This is a genomic window from Alteromonas sp. MmMcT2-2 (genome assembly GCF_022348305.1).
GTDB lineage: Bacteria > Pseudomonadota > Gammaproteobacteria > Enterobacterales > Alteromonadaceae > Alteromonas > Alteromonas macleodii.
On record NZ_JAKRFA010000030.1, the window covers coordinates 47697 to 71895 of the forward strand.

Sequence of the window (24199 nt, forward strand, 5' to 3'; positions counted from 1 at the left end):
GTTAGATGTAGAGAATACCATTCCTGCATTCCCACGCTTCGCTAGGAAACTTGCCAGCGTCTTCAGAGTGGGCAATTATCAATGCGGATTGATATAAGGGCTCTATAGCCATTGAAACCGGCGCATTTGGGCCGGTTTCGTTAGTCGTCGAATCTCACAACCGCTATTTATTAAGCTTGTGACTAATAAGAGAGTCGATTGAAAGTTTACCGCCACCTTGAATAGCTAGCGCACCTGTTGCAGCAAGTAACGTTAGTGCAAACTCGTATCCGTTGTTAGTCATAAATAAACCGTTTGCTGCATGTACACTAAAAATCGCAATCACCATTGTGAATGCACTTACTAAAGCGGCTGGGCGTGTTAGAAAACCTATAATAAGCGCTAGCCCGCCAAAAAACTCAGCGCTGCCGGCCAGCAATGCCATTAAAAAGCCTGGCGCTAAACCAATGCTTTCCATCCACTGACCTGTGCCTTCTAGTCCATAACCACCAAACCACGCAAAAAGCTTTTGTGCGCCGTGTGCGGTAAGAATAATGCCCACAGGCACACGTAAAACCAAACTAGAAATACTGCTGTTAGAAGTAAAAATGTTTTTCAGAAATTGCTTGTTCATTGTTGAATCCTCAAAGTCTCTCGTAATTGAAAGTGTCATATCTAAAAAGTGATGAACGCTCCGCCTGACTTCATTGAGTTGGCACAGCGCTAACCTGATGCATATAGAATAGTTACCAACACCTATTGAATAAAGCGGTTAAATATTGAATGATTACCAACAATTTGTTGTTTATAGAGACGAAAGACTAAACGATGGATAAATTATCGCTACTGAAAACCTTCTGCGTTGTTGCGAATGAAGGCAGTTTTACAAAAGCTGCAGAAAAGCTAGACACGTCAAATCAACTCGTAAGCAAGTATGTTGCCGAATTAGAGAAGCAACTTGATACGCGTTTATTCAATCGCACTACAAGAAAAATTCACCTAACCGAGGCTGGTCAGCAGTGTTTGCAACATGCAAATCATATTTTAGAAAGCGTAACCGATATGGAAAGTCAGCTTGGGTTGCTCAATACAGAAGCAAAGGGAGTTCTGCATGTAAGTGCCCCTGTCTCTTTCTCAACATTACATTTAGCGAGTGCACTCAGTGCGTTTCAACAAGCACACCCTCACGTATCGATAAACTTGCAGCTAAACGATAGAAAGATTGATGTGATAGACGAAGGGTTTGATGTAGCAATACGTGCAGGTCACCTAGCTAACTCGTCGCTGGTGGCCAAGAAAATCACAACGATAAAGCTGGCCCTGTGCGCTTCACCAGCCTACCTGGAAAAATATGGCACACCGCAACATCCAGCCGAATTAAAACCAGAACACTATCTTGAGTACTCCTACGTCAACTATGATAACGATAAATCAGTGCTTATTGCGGCGCTTAAAGCAAATGCTCAGACTGTGACGCCCAAGCTAACCGCCAATAACGGAGAAGTCCTAACCAATGTAGCAAAGCAGGGTGAAGGTTATGTACTTCAACCTACCTTCATTGCCGGTGAAGCGCTCAAAAACGGGGAACTCGTGTCCATACTGGACGATTTCGTACCGCAAGCTATCTCTTTGTATGCGGTCTATCCTCATCGTAAGCTCATTTCTAATAAGCTAAGGGTTTTCATTGACTTTTTATCAAGCTATTTTGCAAGTACGCCCTACTGGGACAAGTAAATCGCGGTACGCGTAACGCTTAATTTATGTGGTAAAAACGTAACTTCAGTGGATGAGGGATATCAACATAATAAATTAAATAAAAACGGCGTGGAGAAACACCTCCGACGCCGTTCGCGTAATAGCATTTCTGGTTTCAGTAACGTGAACTTTAAAGAAGTAACCTTACCCTAAAGCCCTCATCACATTCTGAAGGTTTCCATAATCGCGGGCACACCCGGGAACATACCAATTAGTGCCATAACGGTACATAACACCAAAAACGTAATTCCTGGAATTAGCCAACGCCCTACTTTGCCGAGCTCTCCAGCTCTATCTTTGCACCCAACGAGCCCCAAATTATCCAAAAGCATAGTAAAAGACCATCCGAATACTGGATTAACTAATACAGAGGAGATCACCACCAATGCGGCAGATTGCGTCGTTTTACCTTCACGCGTCATTTGCATACCGGCTTCCATTAGCGGCAGAAAGACCCCAACAATAAGCGCTACGCAAAGCACTGGCGGCCAAATTGCTAGATCCATGGGGTAACCCCAAAGTGCCGCTACAACGCATAAAAAGCCAGTAACTAATGCACCACCGGGTATGGGTCTGCGCGCGATTGAAGCCGGAATAATGTAGGTCCCCCACGAAGATGAGATATTCCCCCCTCCCAGTAGGCTTCCCACTGCCTGACGACTAGATGCAGCAATCATGGTGTCATCTATATTCATGTGCGCTCGTTCACTTTTTTTAGGGTAGCTAAGCTTTTGAAAGACTTGATGACCTAAGAAATCTGGCGACCACATAGACACAGCCAGCACAGCAAAAGGCAGCACAGCAATGAAATGTGACCAGTCTGGCAGACCTAGTTTCCAACCTGTGTCTTCCCCCCACCAATAAGCAGGGTTCAAGTTAGGCATACCCGGCGACGTTGTGAACTCAAATGGCGCACCGAAGGAAAACGCAATGACCGCCGCCATCACCGCACCAAGCGGAATGGCTAGCCAGCGCTTTTGAATATGCTCTAGCCATGCATACATTAAAATAGTGGCAATGATCACCACGAAGGCTAAGTAAGCCATATCGAAGCTTTCTGCCCACGCAAAGAGTTTCTTGACCTGGCCTGTAATGCCAATAAACCCTAAGTATAACAGCAATCCACCGCATACACCGTTACTGGTTAGCCTAGCAAGCACACTGCCGCCCTTCGTTATTCCTAAGATAAAACCAAAGAGTCCAATGAGCAGACCGAGCGCCATGGGATGGCCGCCAGATGCAACAATAAGGGGTACCAAGGGCAGTAAGGGGCCGTGTGTACCTGCTAAGTTAGCTGACGGGTTCAGAAAACCGGAAATCAGAACAACGAACAAGACTGCTGCAATGAGTAATTCAAAGCGCACGTTTTCAATAACAAACTCAGGAGATAGCCCTAGCGGTGCTGCGAATGCACCTACTACGGCGGCAACCATAACGATTTTTCCTATGGTCGCCGCCATGCCTGGCACAAAGTCTTCCCACTCAACGCGGTAGTCTTTACCAGGCAGGTTCAACCGCCAACGTTTTGGAGAAAGTATTTGAAGTTCGTGATTTAAATATTCGTCTCTTGATTTAAAACTACTGCTCGGTTTGTGAAGGTTTTGATAAGAAGAACTTTCTTGTGACACATAACACCTTTAGATTGCGCGAAGAAAAGCGCAAGCCTAAACATGTGAACGGAATGTAACAATGCGACTGTGGTCTTATACGAAAGTCTAACGTGGTAGACGGGCATAAAAAAACCCGCAGCAATGTGCGGGTTTTCATAATATGGCGGAGAGTGAGGGATTCGAACCCCCGGTGGGTTTGACCCCACGTCTGATTTCAAGTCAGGTGCATTAAACCGGGCTCTGCCAACTCTCCTGAAGTGAAGAGATGTTTTTATATTCACATGACACCATTTTCATCTGAAACTACTTGAAAATGGGAACTAAAACCCATACAACATACACTAAATAATTGTGTACCATTTTGGTCATATCATAAGTCCTGTTGGAGGAAACAATGGATCAACGTTCGATGTATTCAAGTGCATCTCAACCATCGGTATTGCAGACGAACAAGGTTCTACGCAACACCTATATGCTGCTTGCGATGACACTGGCGTTTAGTGCGGTTTGTGCTGGTATAGCAATGGCAGTAGGCATTTCTCCTATGATGTCTCTTGTTATGACTATCGGCGCTTTTATTACGTTATTTGTAGTTCAGAAAAAAGCTGATTCAGCATCTGGTATCTACTGGGTGTTTGCATTCACAGGTCTAATGGGTGCATCACTAGGTTACACGCTTAATTTCTATCTAGGCGTTGCGGGCCCAGGCTTGATCATGGAAGCGCTAGGTGCAACAGCCCTTGTGTTCTTCGCGCTTTCTGGCTACGCACTTACCACTAAGAAAGACTTCTCGTTTATGGGCGGATTCTTGGTAGTAGGTCTAGTTGTAGTGCTTGTAGCTGCTATTGCGAACATCTTTTTCGCAGTTCCAGCGGTAAGCCTAGCAGTTAGTGCAGCGATTGTGTTTATTATGTCAGGATTCATCTTGTTTGATACAAGTCGTATCATCCACGGTGGTGAAACAAACTACATTCGTGCAACAGTTTCGCTATACTTGAACATATACAACTTGTTCACGTCTATCCTTCACCTTCTAGGTGCGTTTGGTGGCGACGATTAAAACAGCGTTAAAGGTTTAAAGAGAAACACCCCTTAACCGGGGTGTTTTTATTTGTATGGCAGAATATTCAGTACTTATCACATCATCACCGTTTCAAGGCGATACAGCGTTACGCGCCCTCTCCTTTGCACAAGGTGTAATCGATAATGGTGATGTAATAAACAACGTTTTCTTTTATAGCGAAGGTGTACACCACACTAATAACTTAATGCTAAAGACGGGTGACGAGCTGTTCGTATTTGAAAGCTGGAAGACTCTAGCGACTGAACACAACGTGAAATTACTAGTATGCATTACCGCCGCCGTTAAGCGAGGTATTGTTAGTGAGTTAGAGGCGAAAGAGAATGGGTTGTCTCAGGCCAACTTAACCGCGCCTTTCGAGCAAGCTGGCTTGGGCGAATTCTTCACTGCGCTCCATGATTGCAACAGGTTGGTACAATTCTAATGGCGCAACTACTTATTAGGTTTACGCAAAGCCCTTTTTCCAATGCTAAAAGCCAAGACGGTTTAGATTTTGCGCTTGCTGCAACAAACTATGGGCACGATGTTAAAGTGCTTTTTGAAAGCCAAGGTGTACTGCAGCTTGTTAAGGCAGCGTCTACCAAAGGACTAAAAAATCACACCAAACGTTTAGCTAGCATGCCGTTTTTCGATATCGAAGAATGCTTTGTGTGTAAAGCAAGTGCAGATACCTACGACATTGAGCAGGTTCTTTCTAATAACAGTCTAGTTGATGAGTTAGACTGTGAGTGGATAACCCCAGAAGAAAAGGTCACGCTTATCCAAAGCGTAGATCATGTGGTGACATTCTAATGCTTATTACTATTTCAACGCCAAATTTGAGCACTGAATACAAACAGCTTATTGAAGCCACTTTTGAGCAATCGACTTCTACTTATGTTGTATTTGTTGGAGATGGCGTTTATGCCCCTGCATTAAACACCGCGTTTTTTGAGCAGCTGGCCAATACGCTAGAAAGCACGGTAAAAGACAAATCAACGCTAAACCTGTCGTTCTTGAGTACAGATGCGGATACCAGGGGCGCAAATCTTCCCGAACATATTAATCCTATTTCTCACAAAGAACTTGCTGCAATATCAGCAAAAAATCAGCACTGGATACCCCTTTCATGACACAAGAAACCTATAGCTTCAATTATAAAGGGCAAGCGATCCCTACAGACAAAGCCGGGTATTTACTCGACTATACCCTTTGGGAAGAAGATATGGTTGAGTTGCTGGCGCAAGAAGAGAACATTGAATTAACAGAAGCCCACTGGGAAGTGGTGCGCTTCGTACGCGCATTCTATGAAGAGTACGAAACCAGCCCAGCGATTCGTGCTTTGGTGAAAGCTATGGCCAATAAGTTTGGGCCAGAAAAAGGTAATAGCCGCTACCTGCAGCGACTCTTTAAAAAAGGCCCGGCTAAGCAAGCCACCAAACTGGCAGGATTACCTAAACCTGCGAAGTGCTTGTAAAGGCGATCGCACATTATATTTAAAGTTCTAGCGCCCCCGGCTAGCCTTCTGCTAAAAGCACTTGTTGATTTGCTTCACGGGTTGAAACCCGATTTAAGGTAGCTATCAGAAGAGCCACCCTATTGTTAACTGTTTTAGCCTTGGTGTTGATATTGCAACTCCCCTCCTACATTGGCGTTTTATCTCGGGTTTCAGGCATATTTTTCATACTTGCCTTTTACCGAACACCATAAACGTGAATGTTTTACATAAATGGACATAGGAGGCTGTATGACAGTTCAAAAACACTACGTAATTGTGGCCAACCACGACGACGCCACAGCTTACACCTATACCAACCACGGAAGTGCACTTGTTGAAGTAAAAAAGTGGCATAACGAGTTTAGTGGAGCGAGTGACCAAGACATTTATACAGATAAACCCGGCAGACAATCGGCTCCCGCTTCGCAAGTACCAGGCGTTGATAGCATGAATCGAAAAGATGCCGCCGAACTCGAAGATGAAAGATTTGCTAGTGACATTGCTGACTGGCTAGATGGTGAACGTAAACGAGGTGCTTTGGGCTCGATAGATATTATTAGTGGGCCTGGATTTCTTGGTAAATTGAGAAGCGGAATGTCATCTCAATGTTCAGACGTCGTCGACAAAGAAGTGAAAAAGAATGTTTTAGGCGCGGACGAAGAAACCTTGCTTTCCTACCTTAAATAAAACGTTATTTAGTAGTTAGATTGTCACAGGCGGCTGTTGTCATTGCCGCCTTCTCTTACTCGCTTATAAGTAAAAGTTAGCGGTTTTCGTCAGCTTTTAACACATTAACCTCACCGATTGCCTCGGCGCTTTTAAACGTCTTTACTCGCGTGACTTCAAGATCGGTATAAACACGAGGATTATTCAAAATATATTCTACCTCATTGTTCAATGAGCCTTGTGTGTCAGCCGCTAACCACGCATTTATCGCATGTGCATTATGTGGAAGAAAGCAAGGAATGGATTTTTCATGATACTGACTAAACCCCTCTACGGGTGGGCGCGTCACTACTGCACAGGAAAATAGGCCATTACTAAACCGCCGGTATACCGCGCCAATGAGCAATGCACCAGTAGCCGGTTTCATTAAATAGTGCGCTTTTCCTTTGCCAAGTGGATTTGACTCTCCTACTGCAGTTGCGACAACCACAGCGCGTCGTTCACGAATGAACTTGCTCCAATAAGGGCTTTCTAAATTACGGGCATTGAATGTGGTTCTGTTGCCAACCTCTAACGTGTCGCCAACGGGCTTAGCATCAAACCACCATGTAGCATCGATGGTGCTATCACCAGATACAATTAAATTGGTAATTTGTCGTTCTGGCACTTTTCCAAATGCAGGATAAAAGTTAATAACATTGCTTGTGGAAGATTCATTGACAAAAAGCGGAATGGTTTGTGTAAGCCCGACTTCTTCAAGTAGCGCAATAACGTCAGGTGAGTCAGTAATACGCTGTATAAATCCGCACATAAGTCCTCGTAATGAAAAATGCTTCCGCCATTTTAAAATTCTATAGGTTCCATATCTCAAAATATTGCATGGTAAATGAAAAAAAGGAAAAGGGATTCACCCATTTCCTTTTTTTAAAGATAAACCTCAGTTTGTTCAGTCTAACTACTTAGCGGTGTGTTTATCAAAAAACTCAATCATTGCAGTCCAACGCTCGACGTTGTTTTCTTCTTTATAGAAACCGTGTGCCTCGCCAGACTTCATCATCCATTCGTACGGTTTATTGCGCTTTTCTAACTCTTCTCGTAACGCAAAAGCATGCTCTTTGGGTACGCGGACATCTTCCTCACCTTGGATGATGAATACAGGTACCTTTATTTTATCGACGTTTTTTACCGGAGATTGGCTATCACCATCAGGCAATACACGATTCAAGTAGTTTATACCAGATTGAGACTCTGGAATGTCGCCTGCAGATTTCATCAGTGCTAGGTCATACACTCCTACAAAACCTACTGTACACTTATATAAGTCAGGTTCTCTAATGACACTTTGGAGGGCGGCATAACCACCATAAGAAGCACCATAAACACACATTCTATTTTGATCAACAATGCCTTGCTCAATTAGATAATTGACGCCGTCGGTCATATCGTCAATCATTAGTGTTCCCCAAGATTTGAAACCTGCTTTCAGAAATTCTAAGCCATAGCCTCCTGAACCTCTGAAATTAGGTTGGAATACAGCATAACCGTGAGCCGCCAACACTTTAGCATCGCTTCTCATTTCAGTAAGTGTATCTTTTAAACCGTGAGGACCACCGTGTGGATGCATTATTAAAGGAAGGTTTTTTGATACACCTACTGGTAAAGTAAGAATGCCCGAAATCTCCTGACCATCTCTTGCCTTATAGGTAACAATTTTAGATTGGGGCATATCAAAATCGTTTAACCATGGTCGCGTATCAGTCAGTTTTGCTAACTGTTTTTTATTTTTATTAAACAGATAATACGCCGTGGGTTGATTAATCCCGCCAACTGCTACAATCATCTTTGAGCCGTCATACGTCGAAGATGTGATAGACACTACACTGCCCTTAAACGCTTGACGTAAACTAGCTAAAATTCGTTGTTCATCAGTGTTTTTAACTTCACTAAAGTAAGTAGCACTGAGGTCTTTATATTCATATTCCGCGCCTATGACTTCTTGCACTTGCCCTCTAACTTCGTGCAATATAGGCTCCACATCAACCATTTCATGGGCAGCTAAAACAGTGTGCTTTTTAGTATCAATGTTATAAGTTGCGACAGCATCTGTATCAGTTTCAATAGTACTAAGTCCAACTAGCGTTTTATCATCGGCTAAAAATACTAATGGATTGAAAAATGAATCAAATGATTCCGCCTGAAATGCCACTTGCCAGTCGTCGTCTACTGAACTTCGTACCATTAGCGTTACTTGATTATTTTCATTAGGATCTGAGCTCGTCATTGCCAAAGCTTCACCTTTGCTGTTGGTTATGATTCGTAAGCTATCTCCTGTGGATTTATACATACGTAACGGCATTCTACCCAACGATGCTTTTCGCCCATTGCTCACCTTCATTTTATAGAGATCCAAAAAAGGCTCTTTTGTTGACCCTTGAACGCTAAAAACGACGATGGCATCTGGATCGTCTGGTAAAAAATCTACGACCTGAGAGTATCGGGTATCACCACTTTTAGAGCGGTAGCCAGTGAGGACCACGTTATCACTGCCATCTGCATCCATCGCTAACAACTCTCCGGTCGGGACTGGTTGCTCTAGGGCGCCGACTTCACGCACCATGCTCAGTAAGAGACGTTCATCATTTAACCAGTTGAAACTGCCGACTGACTCTTTTCCCCTTCCTCGAGTGATCGATTGTACTTTTTGCTTTTCAATATCAAGTACCGTAAGGAAAACAACGCCATCATCATCTCTGGAAGTAGATGCCAGATATTTACCATCGGGGGATATTTTAATTTGTAAATACTGAGAGTGTTTTGCGAAAGCCTCTAAAACGGGCGTTTTCACTTCAGCATTTGTAGAAAAAGAGAAAGCTAGGCTTCCCAGCATAATCGTTTTCAAAAGCGATAAACGAGCTTTCATTTATAATTATCTCCATGTAAAAAAGCCCCCTATATTCGGGGGGCTTAAACAATCAAATCACTAGATTAAAAGCTGTAGCGAACATTAGCAAATACGCGACGACCAATAAAATCATATTGAGAAAATAGCGCAGCATTACCCAACTCAAATCCGCTCGCAGAAATACGAGGAGGCTCTTCATCAAATAAATTAGCTACACCTACGATGACGTCAAAATCTTCGTAAGCAAATGAGCCAGACACCGCGTGGTAAGTTGTCCACCTCGTTTCGTCAATAAATGTTACTGTCTCATCATTCAGCGTGGTCGTGTTTGTTTCACTACCGTAGTACTCGTAATCATTAGTAGAGTCAAAGTAACTGGCCGTCCACGTTATACTCCAGTCATCTTTACCATAGGTAAGACGAGCTACACCTGTATGCTTAGGAAGACCATTTTCGCCTACTTCGTTGTTGTACGGTGAATCTTCAAATAGTAGACCGTACTTTTCAATTTGCATTGTATGTTCTACTCGGAATCGAACATTACCCCAATCGAACTCTTCGTCGTAAGTAAAATTATAATCTACACCACGAACACGCTGATATGAGATGTTTACGTATCCACCGTTAACCACATCTATACCATAATCGTTAGTTTCACTATCGTTACGACGCGTAAATAAATTACACAATGGTTCATTTTCAAAATCGATAGAGTCGTAACAGCGATCGACAATATCAGCACCACCAAGGTTGTCTATCTCATTTGAGATCTCGATATTGAAATAATCGATAGAGAAAGCATAAGTATCTTCGGGGCTGGTCAAAACAAGACCGATGCCTTCTGCAACAGAAGTTTCCGCTGAAAGACGCCCTTCACCGCCGCTCGTAATAAGTAAAGCTGAACTGCCGCCCTGATCATAATCAGCAGGAATGCCATCAGCCTGACAATTCGCGAAAACAGTATCGGTAATATTACCCGCTTCAAATTCACTTACATAATCAAGACATGGGTCAACAGATAACTGACCGCTAAAACCCGTCTGCTCAGCAAGATAAAGCTCATAGAGGGCCGGCGCTCTAAATGAAGTACCACGGCTAGCACGGACACTAACACCATCAACAATAGACCAGTTCATACCTAACTTAAACGTAGTGTCGTTGCCGTAAGTGTCGACATCATTCCAACGACCAGAGGCTGTCAGATCTAATCTTTCTATGCCGGTTATACCTTCAAGAAGTGGAATTTTTACTTCTGCATAAATAGCTTTGGTTAACTGATCGCCAGCGGTGATGCCACCACCAGATAGCCCCCACGAGTTGCCATTTAACGTGTGCTCTCCAGGCGTATCTTCAATTTCATCTTTCTGGATTTGGAAACCAAACGCAGCGCCAACCTCACCAGCAGGAAGAGAAAAAAGATCCCCCGTCACGTAGCCTTCAAGCGTTTGTTGGTCGTAAGTGGTTTTTCCATTATCTCGTCCGAACAAAAAATCTTCTTGTGCAGGCGTTCGATCACCATAGAGAAAATTAGGATCTGTCCACGGAATATCAACACATGTATTACCGCTAAATTCTGTTACCTCTCCAGAACAACTTACGCCATTAAAGGCATTGCTCTGAGCCATCCACATTGCATCATCGTAGATGATATCCTGACCGTATTTACCGTCATTGTGGCTATATTGATAAGAAAGATCCCAGGTCCAAAAACCGATGTCGCCGGTAGCGCCGATTACGCCTCTAGTGTAATCGACTTCAATTTCAGAACTGAAATGATCGGTTAGTGCTACTGCCATTACACTCCCATCACCGTCAAAACCATCTAAAACATCAGTTGGAAGTCGCGGAATATCGGCCGTCCAAAATTGGCGGTAATCATCAGTTTTTGTTTTACGTTTACTATAAATAAACTCACCGTAAAGAGTTACGCCATCTGATAAGTTATAATCTCCGGTTGCATAAATAGATGCATTCTGTGTTTCTGGTACTACCGTTTGTTGCCCCAGGAATGGATGATTTAAGTCCCACCACCCTTCACTTTCATAATTATCATTGAAAGAAACCGGATACCAACCTTCCGGTGTAGTGAACCCTACATTTGCATCATTAAAACTCTCAAAACCATTGTTTGCAAAAAAGTTGTCGTAGTCATAAGCAGCGTTCAAACCACGGCCATATGCATCATTAACACCACCCGAAAGCCACAGGCCATAACCGGCTTCACTACAATGATAGTCGCCAGTGCGCGGGTCAATTGGGTCGGCACGAGTTCCATCTTGGTTAAATTGAAGACGTTCAGTACAGTTAAAGTAGTCACGGTCTCCACGGCGAAGCATAGACACTTTACGATAGTCAGCGGTTACACGAAACGAGCCTTCAGAGTATTCTTCACCGAATGAAATGTTAACACGACGGTCTTCACCACCAGATTCCATCGGCTGACTAATATCAACGTTGATGGTCTTCTCATCACCTTTTTTAGTGATGATATTAATTACGCCTGCTACCGCATCAGATCCGTATAGCGCCGATGCACCATCTTTCAGTATCTCTACACGCTCAACAGCTGAAAGTGGGATACTATTCAAATCAAATGCAGAAACACCACCACGAGTACCGGCGGGCCCGGCACGACGGCCGTTTAACAATATAAGTGTTCGATTTGGACCAAGGCCGCGAAGACCTACCGTTTCTGCACCTGTACCACCATCAGTAACATAGCCTACGGTAAGTGCCGCAGTGATTTGACTTGAACCAGAAGCAGCGGTGCTTGTACGAAGTAGCTCGCCAAGTGTTTTTAAACCTTCACCTTCGGCGTCGGCAACTGAAATGATGTCTATAGGCGTATCATTAGCAAAAGAGTCTGTGCGGATACGAGATCCTACCACTGAGATCTGCTCTACTGTGTCAGCGTCTTTTTCTACCGTGTCCTGAGCAGAAACGAAAGGAGTAGCACTTATTCCAAGTGCGACGATTATCCCCTGAGATAATCTATTAAGTGTGTTTCGATTTTCCATATCTATTCCCTGGAAATTTGCTTTCCGGACAAACAGAAACACCCGATGGGTAAGTCCGTTTATCCATGAAGCTTTCTTATGTAGGTAAAATGTAAATGCGACCTATTTTCATTTTTGAAGCTTGGGGAGATTTACATTTCATTAATGTTACGCAATGCGCAACATTAGCCAAAAGTATAAGATATAGTTAAAAGTGTCAATTGTGACATTAGTGACTGAAATATAAGTAATTTAAGAGGAAAAACGCTTTTTATTTACATTTAGAAACAACTTTGATCGCACTAATAAATGAACCATAAGATGCTGTTTATATAATAAAATTATTACGTGTAAAGATAATTTTGCGCTGACTATACACGTCACTTTTTGATAGGTATGGAAGTAACGATGTAAAAAGAAAAAACCCGATAACTCTTCACAAGATATCGGGTTGTTATTAATTAAGTCGCAACTATTAGACTTAAATTAATGTTGTGATTTAAACTGAAAAGTAAATTTACACGCTATTCGCTGTGATAACCTCTTGGCCTGCCATGTAAGGCACAAGTGCCTTTGGAATCGTAACGCTTCCGTCTGCCTGCTGATTGTTCTCTAAAATAGCTACAAGCGTACGCCCTACCGCTAAACCAGAACCATTCAATGTGTGAAGAAGTTCAGTTTTATTCGTTTCTGGGTTACGGAATCTAGCCTGCATGCGTCGTGCTTGGAAGTCCAACATGTTTGAACATGAAGAAATTTCACGATAGGTATTTTGCGCAGGTAGCCATACTTCAAGATCGTAGGTTTTACATGCACCAAAGCCCATATCACCAGTACAAAGCAACACTTTGCGGTACGGTAATTCTAGCTTTTGAAGAATAACTTCTGCGTGTCCTGTAAGTGCTTCTAGTGCGTCAAAGCTATCTTCCGGCTTAACTAACTGTACAAGTTCTACCTTATCGAACTGATGCTGACGAATAAGGCCACGGGTATCACGACCGTACGAACCAGCTTCTGAGCGGAAGCAAGGCGTATGCGCAGTCATTTTCACAGGCAGCGTTTTCGCATCTAATATTTCATCACGTGCAATATTAGTTAGCGGAACTTCCGCCGTTGGAATTAAGCTAAGCCCCTGTCCTTCTTCAGTTGCTGGCTTGGTGTGAAATAGGTCTTCACCAAATTTAGGCAACTGACCTGTGCCATAAAGGCTGTCAGCGTTAACCAAGTAAGGCACATACATCTCTTGGTAGCCATGTTCTTGTGTATGGGTATCCAGCATGAACTGAGCAATTGCACGATTTAGGCGAGCAATATCGCCGCGCATCACTACAAAGCGGCTTCCCGTAAGCTTACTTGCGGTGGCGAAATCTAAGCCGTTGTTTAAGCCTTCAGCCACATCAACATGATCTTTAACTTCAAAATCAAACGTGCGTGGTTCGCCCCATCTAGAAATCTCAACATTGTCATCTTCGTTTTTACCCGCTGGTACAGACTCGTGCGGCAAATTAGGAATGCCTTGCGTAAGGGTGTTAATTTCTTCCAACAGTTCGCTAAGTTCCGCTTTAGCGGCGTCAAGCTCGTCACCAAGCTTACCCACTTCAGCCAATAGCGGTGCAATATCTTCGCCCTGCGCTTTTGCTTTACCAATGGATTTACTTCGTACGTTACGCTCGTTTTGCAGATCCTGTGTTCTGGACTGAAGTGTTTTTCTTTTTTCTTCAAGCGAACTGAAAGCTGCTACATCGAGGTTAAAACCACGGGCAGCTAATCGCTTAGCTGTTTGTTCTATATCGCTTCGCAAACACTTTGGATCTAACATGTGTTTCTAATTATCCTTTCATCAATTGAATGGCTAGCCAACCTGCTATTAGGCAAGCGCCAACGTTAAGAAATACATTTGCTGCGGCTTTAAGCCACAACCCGTTTTCTAATAAAGTTAAGGTTTCAACGGAAAATGTTGAGAATGTAGTAAAGGCACCTAATAGCCCTACACCGATAAGCGCTCGGTAAGGAGAGTCGCTTAAATCATGACGTTCGATAAAACCGTACAGTAATGCGAGTGCAAACGACCCGACCACATTCACCGTTAGTGTACCAAACGGCATGTGTTTTCCAAATAAGGAATCAACACTTGTGGTAACAAAATAGCGTAAACAGGCGCCGGTCGCACCGCCAGCGGCAATAAAACAATACAAAGCTAACCCTTGAGGCACGAAAACTCCCTAGCGCATTTTTTATTAACTAATTCATATAATCTGAACTAGTTGAGTTACTTGTCTGCAACTTTACCTTTTATTGTTACTTCTCGCATTAAGTGAATCGAGAAATTCACGCTTGGCTTTCAAAGCTTTCTCTAAACCGCGTTCATTAGGGTTATACAAGCGAGTTCCGGTAAGGCTTTCTGGGAAGTAAGACTCACCCGCGGCAAACGCATTTGGCTCGTTGTGCGCATAGCGGTAACCGTCGCCATGACCGAGCTCTTTCATTAGCGACGTAGGCGCATTGCGTAAATGCATGGGAACAGGTGCATCAGAGGTTTTACGCGCCAATGCTTTTGCTTCGTTAAACGCCATATATACCGCGTTACTTTTTGCAGCTAATGCACAATATACCGCAGCTTGAGCAATAGCGCGCTCGCCCTCTGCAGGTCCTACTCGGTGAAACGTGTCCCAGGCATTAATACAGAGCTGCATCGCCCTTGGGTCGGCATTACCAATGTCTTCAGACGCGATAGCAAGTAAACGTCTTCCTACATACAGCGCATCTCCCCCGCCATCAAGAATTCTTGCGTACCAGTAAAGGGCTGCGTCTGGATCTGAGCCTCTAACAGATTTATGAAACGCGGATATTAGGTCGTAGAAGGTGTCGCCTTTGTTGTCGTAACTAGCAACTTTTTCGCCTACCGCATGCTCAACATCGCTTACGGTTATTTCGTTTGCTCCGGTGAAGTCGGCAGCAAGCTCTAAATAGGTGAGAAGACGACGTGCGTCGCCGCCACTTAAATCAATAAGCGCGTTTCTGGCTGTTTCTTCAATACCAAGGGCTCTGTCACCCAGACCTTTTTCAGTATCGCTTAGCGCTCTATCAATCAATTCAGACAGTGCTTCGTGTTCGAGTGTCTTTAGCACATAAACACGTACACGAGATAAAAGCGCTTTATTTAATTCGAACGAGGGATTTTCTGTCGTTGCGCCAATAAAGGTAACAACGCCAGACTCAACAAATGGAAGAAACGCGTCCTGCTGACTTTTGTTGAATCGGTGTACTTCGTCAACAAACAACAAGGTTCGCTGGTTATAACGGGCGTTTTCTTCAGCCGTATCCATGGCGGCTCTGATGTCTTTTACCCCAGAGGTAACCGCAGAAATACGCAATACAGATGCGTTGGTGTATTGAGCAATGAGTTCAGCAAGGGTAGTTTTACCGGTACCGGGCGGCCCCCACAAAATCATAGAATGACAGTGACCCGCCTCTAACATTTTACGTAGAGGCTTACCTTCGCCAAGTAAGTGTTCTTGACCGCTGTACTGCTCTATGGTGACCGGGCGCATTCGCGCCGCGAGGGGCGCGAAATCTTGATTAACGCTGGTCATCAATTATGAAGCTGTCTGGAATATCAACTAAGAACGTATCAGCGGGCACTGGAAAACGCGTTTCAATATTACTGAACACCAACGTGCTGATTTGCTGTTGCGCATCGAGCATATTAAGCGAAGCGAGTTCACCGTCTTGGTTAAAGGTTAAAGTAAGCGTTGCGATTTGGCCACCCTGTTCTTTAGGGGTGATTTGGTAGCTTTTTGTTACACTAACACCATTGATGTTGTCTGCCGCGCCGTTTTCAGGCGTTACAGCCGATGAACCGCTATTTAATTGATTGATTGAGAACTTTGACCACGTTGCTTCATCTGTCGATGTAAGCAAAACAATAGGGTTATCTTTAATCGCATTGTCTTGAGATAGGACTGTCACCTGCTCTACAAAGGTATCCACATTCCAAACCGCTTCGCCATCGGCAACCAAAAGGGTCTCATCAGGAAACGTTGTTTCCCAGCGAAGCTTATTGGGGCGGGTCATGGTCAGCGTGCCTTGTGCTTCGTGAACGACATTTTGCTGTGCATCGACTACTGTTTGCGCAAAGCTTGCACGAAATTGCTTCATATTGCTTAACAACGCCTGCAGTGACGTACTCGCAGAATCATTGATAAGCGATGAAGATTTAGGCTGACTGGTGTTTACTGTGGCATTAGCCTGAATAGCGTCATGAGCACTGACAACCTCGTCAGCATTGTTGTTACCTATATTTGAACCTGTTGTATCTAATTCTACCGCAGCGTTAGCAGCAGTCATTGCTGTACCTGCCGTTACCAATGCACTCACAAAATAAACCGAAACTGCTTTATTCATTTATTCAATCCATTCGTTATTCTTTGTGGGGCGGTGGTGCAAGAACCTCGCGGTTCCCGTTATGCCCCTGTGCACTTACGACACCACTCATTTCCATTTGTTCAACTAAGCGCGCAGCTCGATTGTAACCAATTCTAAACTTACGCTGCACACTCGACACACTAGCTCGACGTGTTTCAGTAACAAACGCCACGGCTTCATCATAGAAGGCATCAAATTCTTGATCCTCACCCTCAGGCTGTTCGCCCGGCAGTAAAACTTCAGCCGTCGCTTCGCCATTCAGGATCTCATCAATGTATTCAGGCTCACCACGTTTCTGCCAGTCTGCGACTACAGCATGTACTTCGTGATCATCTACAAAAGCACCGTGAACACGGGTTGGCACAGGGCTACCAGGAGGCAGATAAAGCATGTCCCCCATCCCTAGCAAAGTTTCTGCGCCTTGTTGGTCTAGAATGGTTCTAGAGTCTATTTTACTAGAAACTTGGAATGCACAACGGGTTGGAATGTTGGCTTTAATCAGACCTGTAATAACATCTACAGACGGACGCTGTGTGGCAAGGATAAGATGGATGCCCGCAGCACGTGCTTTCTGTGCGATACGTGCAATAAGCTCTTCTACTTTTTTGCCCACTATCATCATCATGTCGGCAAATTCATCAACCACTACCACGATAGCAGGAAGCTTGGCTAAGTCAGGCGCTTCGGCATCCATACTTTCTTCATTCTTCCACAGTGGGTCCTTTATTGGTGTGCCATTAGCAATAGCTTCTTCTACTTTCGCGTTATAGCCTTTTAGGTTACGCACGCCAAGAGCGCTCATAAGACGATAACGACGCTCCATTTCACCCACGCACCAACGAAGGGCATTAGCGGCTTCTTTCATATCGGTAACCACTTCAGCAAGCAAGTGAGGTATGCCTTCATAAACGGAAAGCTCAAGCATTTTCGGGTCAATCATGATCATGCGAACATCTTCTGGCGTGCTCTTATAAAGCAAACTAAGAATCATAACGTTCACACCTACAGATTTACCTGAGCCCGTAGTACCCGCAACCAAAAGGTGAGGCATTTTGGCTAGATCGACCACCACTGGCTGGCCTGAAATATCAGCCCCCAATACCATGGTTAATGGTGATTTATTAGACTGAAAAGTATCGCAGCTAATAACTTCGCTCAGCCGCACCATTTCACGTTTTTTATTCGGCAGCTCTAAGCCAATTACTGACTTACCCGGAATAACTTCCACCACACGTACCGAGATAGCTGACATAGCGCGGGCCAAGTCTTTCGACAGTCCTGAGATCTTGCTCACTTTTACCCCAGGTGCTAAATCAAGCTCAAACCGAGTAATAACAGGGCCAGGGAACACGCCAACCACCGTCGCTTCAATGTTAAAGTCAGCCAGTTTTTCCTCTACCAAACGAGAAATACCTTCAATTTCTTCTGGCGTAAGCGGATTTTCATGTTTGTCAGCACGTTCAAGTAAATCAAAGGACGGCATAGGTGGTAAATCAGGATCTAATTCTCCTGCCCTCGCCCTCACAGGTTTAGCACCTAGTGCAGCAGGCGTAAATGCTTGGTTAGCACCTTGACCCACTCCCTGAGTTTCAACAGTTTGCGACTGTAGCGTTTCCGTATTTGGTTCGGTACCTTCAGCAGATGGCGCGCTGTTATTCGCAGAAGTTATTGGCTTGCTTCCAGTTTCGTAAGGCAAGTCTTCATCAAACTCTTCTAAGTCGTCAAAGTTAATATGCGGACTTTGCTGCGCTTGGTGTTTATGCTCATGTTGACTGCTATCATCTTCTGACTGAACTGAGTCATCTTGGCTCGATTTACCCAAACCCACTTTGTCTTTAAAGCTACCCGTAACCGCACTACGCATACCTGACAATGAGAACGACGACTTTTTCGTCTCAGCTATATCTACATCTGTACTTGATGTCGCATCGTCTTCCTCGGCGTTGACAGTATCGGCGGGATTAGATTGAGCAGACTTGTCCCCGTCATAGGTATAAAACGGCGGCTCATCATCTACATCGTCAATGCCAAAGGTAGGCTCACTGCGTGATGGCGTAGTTTTCTGTGTCTGTGATGGTTTTGTCTGTGCAGTAGAAGCCAAAGGTTCAGCGCGCATACTGGTAATATCTAGCTCTGCACCTTCGTCGCCACTTTGATTAGACGATTTGTTAGCTAGGGCTAGTCGCGGCATTTCAAATGCTAACAAATTCTGAGGTGCTGAAAGAGTCTTACGTCCTAACCACAGCGTACCTTCACCTAACCTGTCGATAATAGTGAGCCAGCTAATACCCGTTAGTAAGGTAAAGCCCGTACAGAAGAAACAAAGAAGTAGCAAAATTGTGCCAGCGGTATTGAAGTAAGGCACTAGCGCTGAACTAATTACGTCGCCAACAAATCCGCCGGCTGAAAAGTTGTAAATGTCATCAAAATTTATACTGGCGATGCCCGTTGCACCGAGGGCCATCAACAGCCCACCGATAATTCTTAATCCAATAGTAAGGTAATCGAATTCATCGAGTTCTTTAATGTGTTGGAATAGAAACCACCCTAAGAAGGCGGAGCCGAAAGGCAGCAAATACGCTAAAAAACCAAATGAGAATAGCAGAAGATCAGCGACCCATGCCCCTGTTGCTCCAACCCAGTTGTGAACGTCGAGTTGTAATCCAGCCTGACTCCAACCTGGGTCTCCTGGATGAAAAGATGCTAGTGCCAGCAATAAGAAGAAGGCGAAAACACAGGCGATAATCATACCTGCTTCCCACACTCGCTGAACCCCTGTTAATCGCGCCATAACCCTAAAAAACCTTCAATTTCCATCGCATGTATTACCGCAGATAGCTTTTTACCCTATGCGGTAACCGCAGTACTAACCGCAACAAAGAGCTTAGCGAACTCTTTGCTATTCCTACATAATTATTATTGATTTACTTTTTGGTAAGTTACTGAGCGCACAACTGAATTAATACACCCATCCCCTACCCTGTGCTTTAGCGTGCTGTTAATCCTTTGATAAAACACAAACACTGTATTTTTGCACAGCCTACCACAAAACCACGCTATTGAGCCACGCTTTCATTACTTCAAATTAATGCGCAGCGACGATGTACTTTTTACTTCTTCCATCACAACGTACGTCCGCGACTCACTTACTCCGGGCAAGCGCAGTAAAGTATCACCTAATAATTTCCTATAACTTCCCATATCTGCAACGCGTGCTTTAAGAAGGAAGTCAAAATCTCCGGACACCAGGTGACATTCTTGTATATCGTCATGCAGTTTTACCGCAGCAGAAAATTCTGCAAAGATATCTACCGATGTTTTCGTTAACGTAATCTCTACGAACACAAGCATAGCTGCGCCGAGCTTTTCTGGGTCAACGACAGCATGATATCCTTTTATGTAGCCCTGAGCCTCCAGCCTCTTAACTCTCTCAAGACAAGGGCTGGGGCTTAATCCCACTTCTTTAGCAAGTTCGACGTTTGATATACGCCCGTTTTTCTGTAACTGAACCAGAATATTCCTGTCTATTCGGTCTAGGTGTTTTGGTGTCTTTACCAGCATATAAAATATCTTAAAAGCATCTTTTAGGAGAATTATATGCTACAAACGCCCATTCTTCAGCAGATAGTTCGTTTTTTTATCACGTATACTCCGCAAATATGTTCACGTGCTTCAAAGCCGAACACTATTTATCAAAAGTTCAACCAGAGCCGCTTAGAAGCTCACTATAAGATTGAGGACTATACATGTTAGTTGGTGTACCAAAAGAAATTAAGAACCACGAATACCGTGTTGGCTTGACGCCAGCAGCTGTAAAAGAGTTTGTTAGCCACGGTCACAGCGTTTTAGTAGAAACTAACGCAGGTGACGCAATAGGTTTCACTAACGAAATGTATGTCGAAGCAGGCGCAGCCATTGCATCAACGGCTGAGCAAGTGTTTGCTGAAGCAGAAATGATCGTAAAAGTTAAAGAGCCTCAGCCTAACGAGTGCAAAATGCTTCGTAAAGGCCAGACACTATACACCTACCTACATTTAGCGCCTGATCCTACGCAAACAAAGCTGCTTGTGGAATCTGGTGCAACGTGTATCGCATATGAAACAGTGACTGACGACCGCGGTGGGCTTCCACTACTAGCACCAATGAGTGAAGTAGCTGGCCGTATGTCTGTTCAAGCTGGCGCGCACTACCTTGAAAAAGCACACGGCGGTAGCGGTACACTTCTTGGTGGCGTTCCGGGTGTAGCACCAGGTAAAGTATTGGTTATCGGCGGTGGTGTTGTTGGTACTAACGCAGCAAAAATGGCACTAGGCCTTGGTGCTGACGTCACTATTCTTGACCGCTCGCTTCCTCGTCTTCGTCAAATCGATGATATTTTTAACGGACAAGTAAAAACGGTTTACTCTACCGTTGACGCTATTGAGCACTACTCTTCAAAAGCTGATCTTGTTGTTGGTGCGGTACTTATTCCTGGCGCAGCAGCTCCGAAGCTTCTTACTCGCGAACAGATTAAGGCAATGAAGCCTGGTTCAGTACTTGTTGACGTTGCTATCGACCAAGGCGGATGCTTTGAAACATCTAAAGCAACAACACACCAAGACCCAGTTTATATTGTTGATGACGTGGTTCACTACTGTGTTGCAAACATGCCAGGTGGCGTTGCGCGTACTTCTACAATGGCACTTAACAATGCCACATTGCCATTCGGCTTAGCCCTTGCAAACAAAGGCCCTGCGAAAGCGATGCTAGAAGACAAGCACTTGCTTAACGGTCTAAACGTGCACGAAGGTAAGGTAACGTACAAAGCTGTGGTTGACGCGCTAGGTGAAGAACTAGGCCTTACCTATACACCAGCTGAAGTAGCGCTTAAAGGCGAATAATTTCTAAAGATTAGTCTCGGGTAGGGCTGTGGCCATACCCTTGAATAAGAATATCGGAATAAAAAAGCTCGGTATGTGAACATCACATCCGAGCTTTTTTGTATTTGAAATAAGTCTAACCGTTTATTGATGCGTTTACTGCTTTCAGTACGGCAATAGGATCTTCCGCTTTAGTGATAGGTCTTCCCATAACTAAATAGCTCACGCCAGCTTTCATAGCATCGGGAGGTGTCATGACGCGTTTTTGATCACCAGCGTCTGCGCCTACTGGGCGAATACCTGGTGTAACTAGCAGAAAATCGTCGCTGTGTTTTTCGCGTAATGCGCTGGCTTCCTGTGCCGAGCAGACAATGCCGTCTAATCCTGCTTTTTCTGTTAGTGCCGCCAGACGCAGCACTTGTTGCTCTGGTGTAACACCGCTTACTACATCCGCCAACTGCGCTTCATCCATGCTGGTGAGAACGGTAACCGCAATAAGTTTAGTTTGAGGGTTGCTGCTTGTTGCAATCGCCTCTTTAGCTGCTTGCATCATAGGTAGGCCGCCCGATGCATGTACGTTTACCATCCATACACCTAGCTCCGCCGCTGCTCTACACGCTTTCGCTACAGTATTTGGAATGTCATGGAATTTGAGATCTAAGAAAACGTCAAAGCCTTTAGCGATTAGCGCTTTTACGAATTCCGGTCCAAATAAGGTGAACATCTCCTTGCCCACTTTTAGCTTGCACAAGCTTGAATCTAATTTATCAACAAACGCCAATGCAGTGTCTTTATTGTCATAGTCTAATGCAACAATAACGCGTGGGTCATGCATGTTCTTTTATTCTCCGTCTAGCCCTTTGATAGGTTTTACTACACCCCACTTTTTACAGCTAGGGCATAACCAATATAATTTTCGACCGGAAAAGCCACAGCTGCCACAGCGGTATTTAGGGCGCTGCAACATTTGCTTTTCCACCAATTCTTTAAGTAAGCGTAAACTATCAGCCGTGGTTTTATCTGAAAGCTGGTCAATGTAAAGCCCCATAAGGGTTTTAAAGCCGCGCATAGTCGGGCGTTTGCGAAGTTGCTCAAGTAAGTACTCAGCCGCCTGTGCCGTTTCACCGCGCTTCATAAGCACATCAACCATGGCTAAATAGGACGTAGCACACTCTTGCCAGTGTGCTTCTAAGTTCTTCTGAAAACTTTCCCAGTCGTCAGTTTCTTCAGCAATTTTTTCCAAACTAGGTACGGCTTCGCTGAACCAGTTGATATCGCGTTCGGCCACTTGCGTAAAGTACGCGTTGGCATCAGTAAAGCGTTTTTGATCAAGCGCTATATCACCTAACATAAGCCACGGCCTAACCGCATGTTCGTCGGCGTTTACCGCTTTTTGCAATAAGGTCAATGCCGCCCCTTGGCTATCGTTCTTCAACTCAACCGATGCTTGTTCACAATAAAAGTGTGCAAGACGCTCGCACAAATCATCATTGTCACCATGACACTGCACCATACGTTCGGCTAATTCTATGGCTCTTTCCCACTCTTTCGTGGTCTGGTAGATACTGAAAAGTTGCTGTTGAGCTACAAGGTAGTGTTTATCGCTGTTAAGCAGTTGAAGAAAAGCATTTTCAGCACGCTCTAGAAAGCCCGCTTGTGTGTAGTCGTGACCAAGCTCCCTCAGGGCATTTTCTCGTTGAGCCGGCTGGAGCTCATCACGGCTAACTAAATTCTGGTGGACTTTAATTGCGCGGTCTATTTCACCTCGGTGACGGAAAAAACTCCCCATCGCGATATGCGTCTCTACTGTATCGCTATTCACGTTAATCATTTTGATTAGCGTATCGACTGCTTTATCAGGTTGGTCTGAAAGAAGGAAGTTTAGCCCCTTGTAATAATGCTTAGATAGAATGCTAGACTGCTTTCGCTGCGCTTGACGGACACTATTTCGGCCCATTATCCAGCCGTAACCTGCCGCAACAGGCAAAAGGAGAAACAGCAGTTCGAGCATTAGTGTTCTTGTTCCAGACTCTGTATTTTAGACTGCGCAGACATCAACTGAACACGTAATTTTAGCCAGCTCATTAGCATTACCAAAATTCCGATACCAACGCCAATTGAAAGTGTTATCGCTATTAACGTCGATAAGCGAAGATTCGCCTGAGCAATTAAATAATTAACTGTTACTTGTGCTTCATTTTGTGAGCCAATGACAAACGCGATCGCGAGCAGCACCAAAATGATAAGAAACGTTAGGATCCCTTTCAACACTCAACCCTTTTTTGTTGATTTATTTACAAGAATAGCAAAATGCGAAAAGAGATAACACTAAAAGCGTAAGTGAAATGATGTTATACCATATATGGACCCTCTCCGATTGCAAGACACCGTGTTGATTTAATAACGTGATTCATTGCTGCCATATATTCGGCTTTTTCGTGAAGTCAAT

Annotated in this window: 22 protein-coding genes and 1 tRNA gene; 8 read left to right on the plus strand and 15 right to left on the minus strand. The window is 44.3% G+C overall.

The features are described 5' to 3' along the window. Positions 1-163 precede the first annotated feature (163 nt). A complete protein-coding gene (locus MHM99_RS15650) occupies positions 164-613 on the minus strand; it encodes a DoxX family protein (RefSeq protein WP_014949616.1) in 450 nt (149 codons plus the stop codon). 194 nt (positions 614-807) lie between these two features. Here MHM99_RS15650 and MHM99_RS15655 point away from each other — a divergent pair, with 194 nt between their 5' ends. Next, positions 808-1713 carry a LysR family transcriptional regulator gene (locus MHM99_RS15655; RefSeq protein WP_239220122.1) on the plus strand — a complete coding sequence of 302 codons (906 nt, stop codon included), beginning with the start codon at positions 808-810 and terminating at the stop codon, positions 1711-1713. A gap of 182 nt (positions 1714-1895) precedes the next feature. Here MHM99_RS15655 and MHM99_RS15660 read toward each other — a convergent pair whose 3' ends face one another. Continuing rightward, positions 1896-3362, minus strand: coding sequence for a DUF3360 family protein (locus MHM99_RS15660; RefSeq protein ID WP_239220123.1), 1467 nt, complete (start codon positions 3360-3362; stop codon positions 1896-1898). A gap of 143 nt (positions 3363-3505) precedes the next feature. Beyond that, positions 3506-3597, minus strand: a tRNA-Ser gene (locus tag MHM99_RS15665). A gap of 141 nt (positions 3598-3738) precedes the next feature. Between MHM99_RS15665 and MHM99_RS15670 the strand changes: the two genes are divergently transcribed. The 6 genes from MHM99_RS15670 (at position 3739) to MHM99_RS15695 (ending at position 6589) form a co-directional block, all read left to right on the plus strand. Continuing rightward, complete coding sequence (locus tag MHM99_RS15670) at positions 3739-4404, plus strand: Bax inhibitor-1/YccA family protein (protein ID WP_239220124.1); 666 nt, start codon at positions 3739-3741, stop codon at positions 4402-4404. Between the two features lie 55 nt (positions 4405-4459). After that, positions 4460-4849 carry a sulfurtransferase complex subunit TusD gene (gene tusD, locus MHM99_RS15675; RefSeq protein ID WP_239220125.1) on the plus strand — a complete coding sequence of 130 codons (390 nt, stop codon included), beginning with the start codon at positions 4460-4462 and terminating at the stop codon, positions 4847-4849. After that, positions 4849-5217 carry a DsrE family protein gene (locus MHM99_RS15680; protein WP_014949621.1) on the plus strand — a complete coding sequence of 123 codons (369 nt, stop codon included), beginning with the start codon at positions 4849-4851 and terminating at the stop codon, positions 5215-5217. Before tusD ends, MHM99_RS15680 begins: the two co-directional genes overlap by 1 nt. Next, positions 5217-5537: a hypothetical protein gene (locus tag MHM99_RS15685; RefSeq protein ID WP_049588239.1), complete on the plus strand. Its 321-nt coding sequence runs from the start codon at positions 5217-5219 to the stop codon at positions 5535-5537. The genes MHM99_RS15680 and MHM99_RS15685 overlap by 1 nt, the downstream gene beginning before the upstream one ends. Next, a complete protein-coding gene (locus tag MHM99_RS15690; RefSeq protein WP_014949623.1) occupies positions 5534-5881 on the plus strand; it encodes a TusE/DsrC/DsvC family sulfur relay protein in 348 nt (115 codons plus the stop codon). Before MHM99_RS15685 ends, MHM99_RS15690 begins: the two co-directional genes overlap by 4 nt. A 270-nt stretch (positions 5882-6151) precedes the next feature. Continuing rightward, the gene (locus MHM99_RS15695) at positions 6152-6589 is read left to right on the plus strand and encodes a host attachment protein (RefSeq protein ID WP_014979395.1); all 438 of its coding nucleotides are present in this window, start codon (positions 6152-6154) and stop codon (positions 6587-6589) included. A 76-nt stretch (positions 6590-6665) separates the two neighbouring features. On the opposite strand, the gene MHM99_RS15700 is transcribed toward MHM99_RS15695, so the two are convergent. From MHM99_RS15700 to lrp, 9 genes are all read right to left on the minus strand, one after another. Then, a complete protein-coding gene (locus MHM99_RS15700) occupies positions 6666-7379 on the minus strand; it encodes an SOS response-associated peptidase family protein (protein ID WP_049588240.1) in 714 nt (237 codons plus the stop codon). A gap of 144 nt (positions 7380-7523) precedes the next feature. Further along, positions 7524-9488, minus strand: a complete 1965-nt coding sequence (locus MHM99_RS15705; protein ID WP_239220126.1) for a S9 family peptidase — start codon at positions 9486-9488, stop codon at positions 7524-7526. 65 nt (positions 9489-9553) lie between these two features. Continuing rightward, entirely contained in the window at positions 9554-12487 is a 2934-nt protein-coding gene (locus MHM99_RS15710) for a TonB-dependent receptor (RefSeq protein WP_239220127.1), read from the minus strand. A 496-nt stretch (positions 12488-12983) separates the two neighbouring features. Then, positions 12984-14285 (minus strand): serine--tRNA ligase, encoded by a 1302-nt coding sequence (serS, locus tag MHM99_RS15715; RefSeq protein WP_239220128.1) that lies wholly within the window; start codon positions 14283-14285, stop codon positions 12984-12986. A 10-nt stretch (positions 14286-14295) separates the two neighbouring features. Next, positions 14296-14679, minus strand: coding sequence for a fluoride efflux transporter CrcB (gene crcB, locus MHM99_RS15720; protein ID WP_014949631.1), 384 nt, complete (start codon positions 14677-14679; stop codon positions 14296-14298). A 72-nt stretch (positions 14680-14751) separates the two neighbouring features. Next, entirely contained in the window at positions 14752-16059 is a 1308-nt protein-coding gene (locus tag MHM99_RS15725; RefSeq protein WP_039234654.1) for a replication-associated recombination protein A, read from the minus strand. Further along, the gene (lolA, locus tag MHM99_RS15730; RefSeq protein ID WP_239220129.1) at positions 16046-16870 is read right to left on the minus strand and encodes an outer membrane lipoprotein chaperone LolA; all 825 of its coding nucleotides are present in this window, start codon (positions 16868-16870) and stop codon (positions 16046-16048) included. Before lolA ends, MHM99_RS15725 begins: the two co-directional genes overlap by 14 nt. 16 nt (positions 16871-16886) lie before the next feature. After that, complete coding sequence (locus MHM99_RS21400) at positions 16887-19682, minus strand: DNA translocase FtsK (RefSeq protein ID WP_239220130.1); 2796 nt, start codon at positions 19680-19682, stop codon at positions 16887-16889. Positions 19683-19966: 284 nt separating this feature from the next. After that, positions 19967-20452, minus strand: coding sequence for a leucine-responsive transcriptional regulator Lrp (gene lrp / locus MHM99_RS15740; RefSeq protein WP_014949635.1), 486 nt, complete (start codon positions 20450-20452; stop codon positions 19967-19969). 185 nt (positions 20453-20637) lie between these two features. Here lrp and ald point away from each other — a divergent pair, with 185 nt between their 5' ends. Then, the gene (gene ald / locus MHM99_RS15745; protein WP_039227648.1) at positions 20638-21771 is read left to right on the plus strand and encodes an alanine dehydrogenase; all 1134 of its coding nucleotides are present in this window, start codon (positions 20638-20640) and stop codon (positions 21769-21771) included. A 115-nt stretch (positions 21772-21886) separates the two neighbouring features. Here ald and pyrF read toward each other — a convergent pair whose 3' ends face one another. The 3 genes from pyrF to MHM99_RS15760 are packed head-to-tail and all read right to left on the minus strand — an operon-like array spanning position 21887 to position 24018. After that, a complete protein-coding gene (gene pyrF / locus MHM99_RS15750) occupies positions 21887-22585 on the minus strand; it encodes an orotidine-5'-phosphate decarboxylase (RefSeq protein ID WP_014949637.1) in 699 nt (232 codons plus the stop codon). Between the two features lie 6 nt (positions 22586-22591). After that, a complete protein-coding gene (gene lapB, locus MHM99_RS15755; RefSeq protein ID WP_014949638.1) occupies positions 22592-23761 on the minus strand; it encodes a lipopolysaccharide assembly protein LapB in 1170 nt (389 codons plus the stop codon). After that, complete coding sequence (locus MHM99_RS15760; RefSeq protein ID WP_014949639.1) at positions 23761-24018, minus strand: lipopolysaccharide assembly protein LapA domain-containing protein; 258 nt, start codon at positions 24016-24018, stop codon at positions 23761-23763. The genes lapB and MHM99_RS15760 overlap by 1 nt, the downstream gene beginning before the upstream one ends. Positions 24019-24199 lie beyond the last annotated feature (181 nt).

Coding starts and splice junctions, on each gene's coding strand:
- MHM99_RS15650 (WP_014949616.1), bottom strand. CDS start 613: ATGAACAAGCAATTTCTGAAAAACATTTTTACTTCTAACAGCAGTATT.
- MHM99_RS15655 (WP_239220122.1), top strand. CDS start 808: ATGGATAAATTATCGCTACTGAAAACCTTCTGCGTTGTTGCGAATGAA.
- MHM99_RS15670 (WP_239220124.1), top strand. CDS start 3,739: ATGGATCAACGTTCGATGTATTCAAGTGCATCTCAACCATCGGTATTG.
- tusD (WP_239220125.1), top strand. CDS start 4,460: ATGGCAGAATATTCAGTACTTATCACATCATCACCGTTTCAAGGCGAT.
- MHM99_RS15680 (WP_014949621.1), top strand. CDS start 4,849: ATGGCGCAACTACTTATTAGGTTTACGCAAAGCCCTTTTTCCAATGCT.
- MHM99_RS15685 (WP_049588239.1), top strand. CDS start 5,217: ATGCTTATTACTATTTCAACGCCAAATTTGAGCACTGAATACAAACAG.
- MHM99_RS15690 (WP_014949623.1), top strand. CDS start 5,534: ATGACACAAGAAACCTATAGCTTCAATTATAAAGGGCAAGCGATCCCT.
- MHM99_RS15695 (WP_014979395.1), top strand. CDS start 6,152: ATGACAGTTCAAAAACACTACGTAATTGTGGCCAACCACGACGACGCC.
- MHM99_RS15700 (WP_049588240.1), bottom strand. CDS start 7,379: ATGTGCGGATTTATACAGCGTATTACTGACTCACCTGACGTTATTGCG.
- MHM99_RS15705 (WP_239220126.1), bottom strand. CDS start 9,488: ATGAAAGCTCGTTTATCGCTTTTGAAAACGATTATGCTGGGAAGCCTA.
- MHM99_RS15710 (WP_239220127.1), bottom strand. CDS start 12,487: ATGGAAAATCGAAACACACTTAATAGATTATCTCAGGGGATAATCGTC.
- serS (WP_239220128.1), bottom strand. CDS start 14,285: ATGTTAGATCCAAAGTGTTTGCGAAGCGATATAGAACAAACAGCTAAG.
- MHM99_RS15725 (WP_039234654.1), bottom strand. CDS start 16,059: ATGACCAGCGTTAATCAAGATTTCGCGCCCCTCGCGGCGCGAATGCGC.
- lolA (WP_239220129.1), bottom strand. CDS start 16,870: ATGAATAAAGCAGTTTCGGTTTATTTTGTGAGTGCATTGGTAACGGCA.
- MHM99_RS21400 (WP_239220130.1), bottom strand. CDS start 19,682: ATGGCGCGATTAACAGGGGTTCAGCGAGTGTGGGAAGCAGGTATGATT.
- lrp (WP_014949635.1), bottom strand. CDS start 20,452: ATGCTGGTAAAGACACCAAAACACCTAGACCGAATAGACAGGAATATT.
- ald (WP_039227648.1), top strand. CDS start 20,638: ATGTTAGTTGGTGTACCAAAAGAAATTAAGAACCACGAATACCGTGTT.
- pyrF (WP_014949637.1), bottom strand. CDS start 22,585: ATGCATGACCCACGCGTTATTGTTGCATTAGACTATGACAATAAAGAC.
- lapB (WP_014949638.1), bottom strand. CDS start 23,761: ATGCTCGAACTGCTGTTTCTCCTTTTGCCTGTTGCGGCAGGTTACGGC.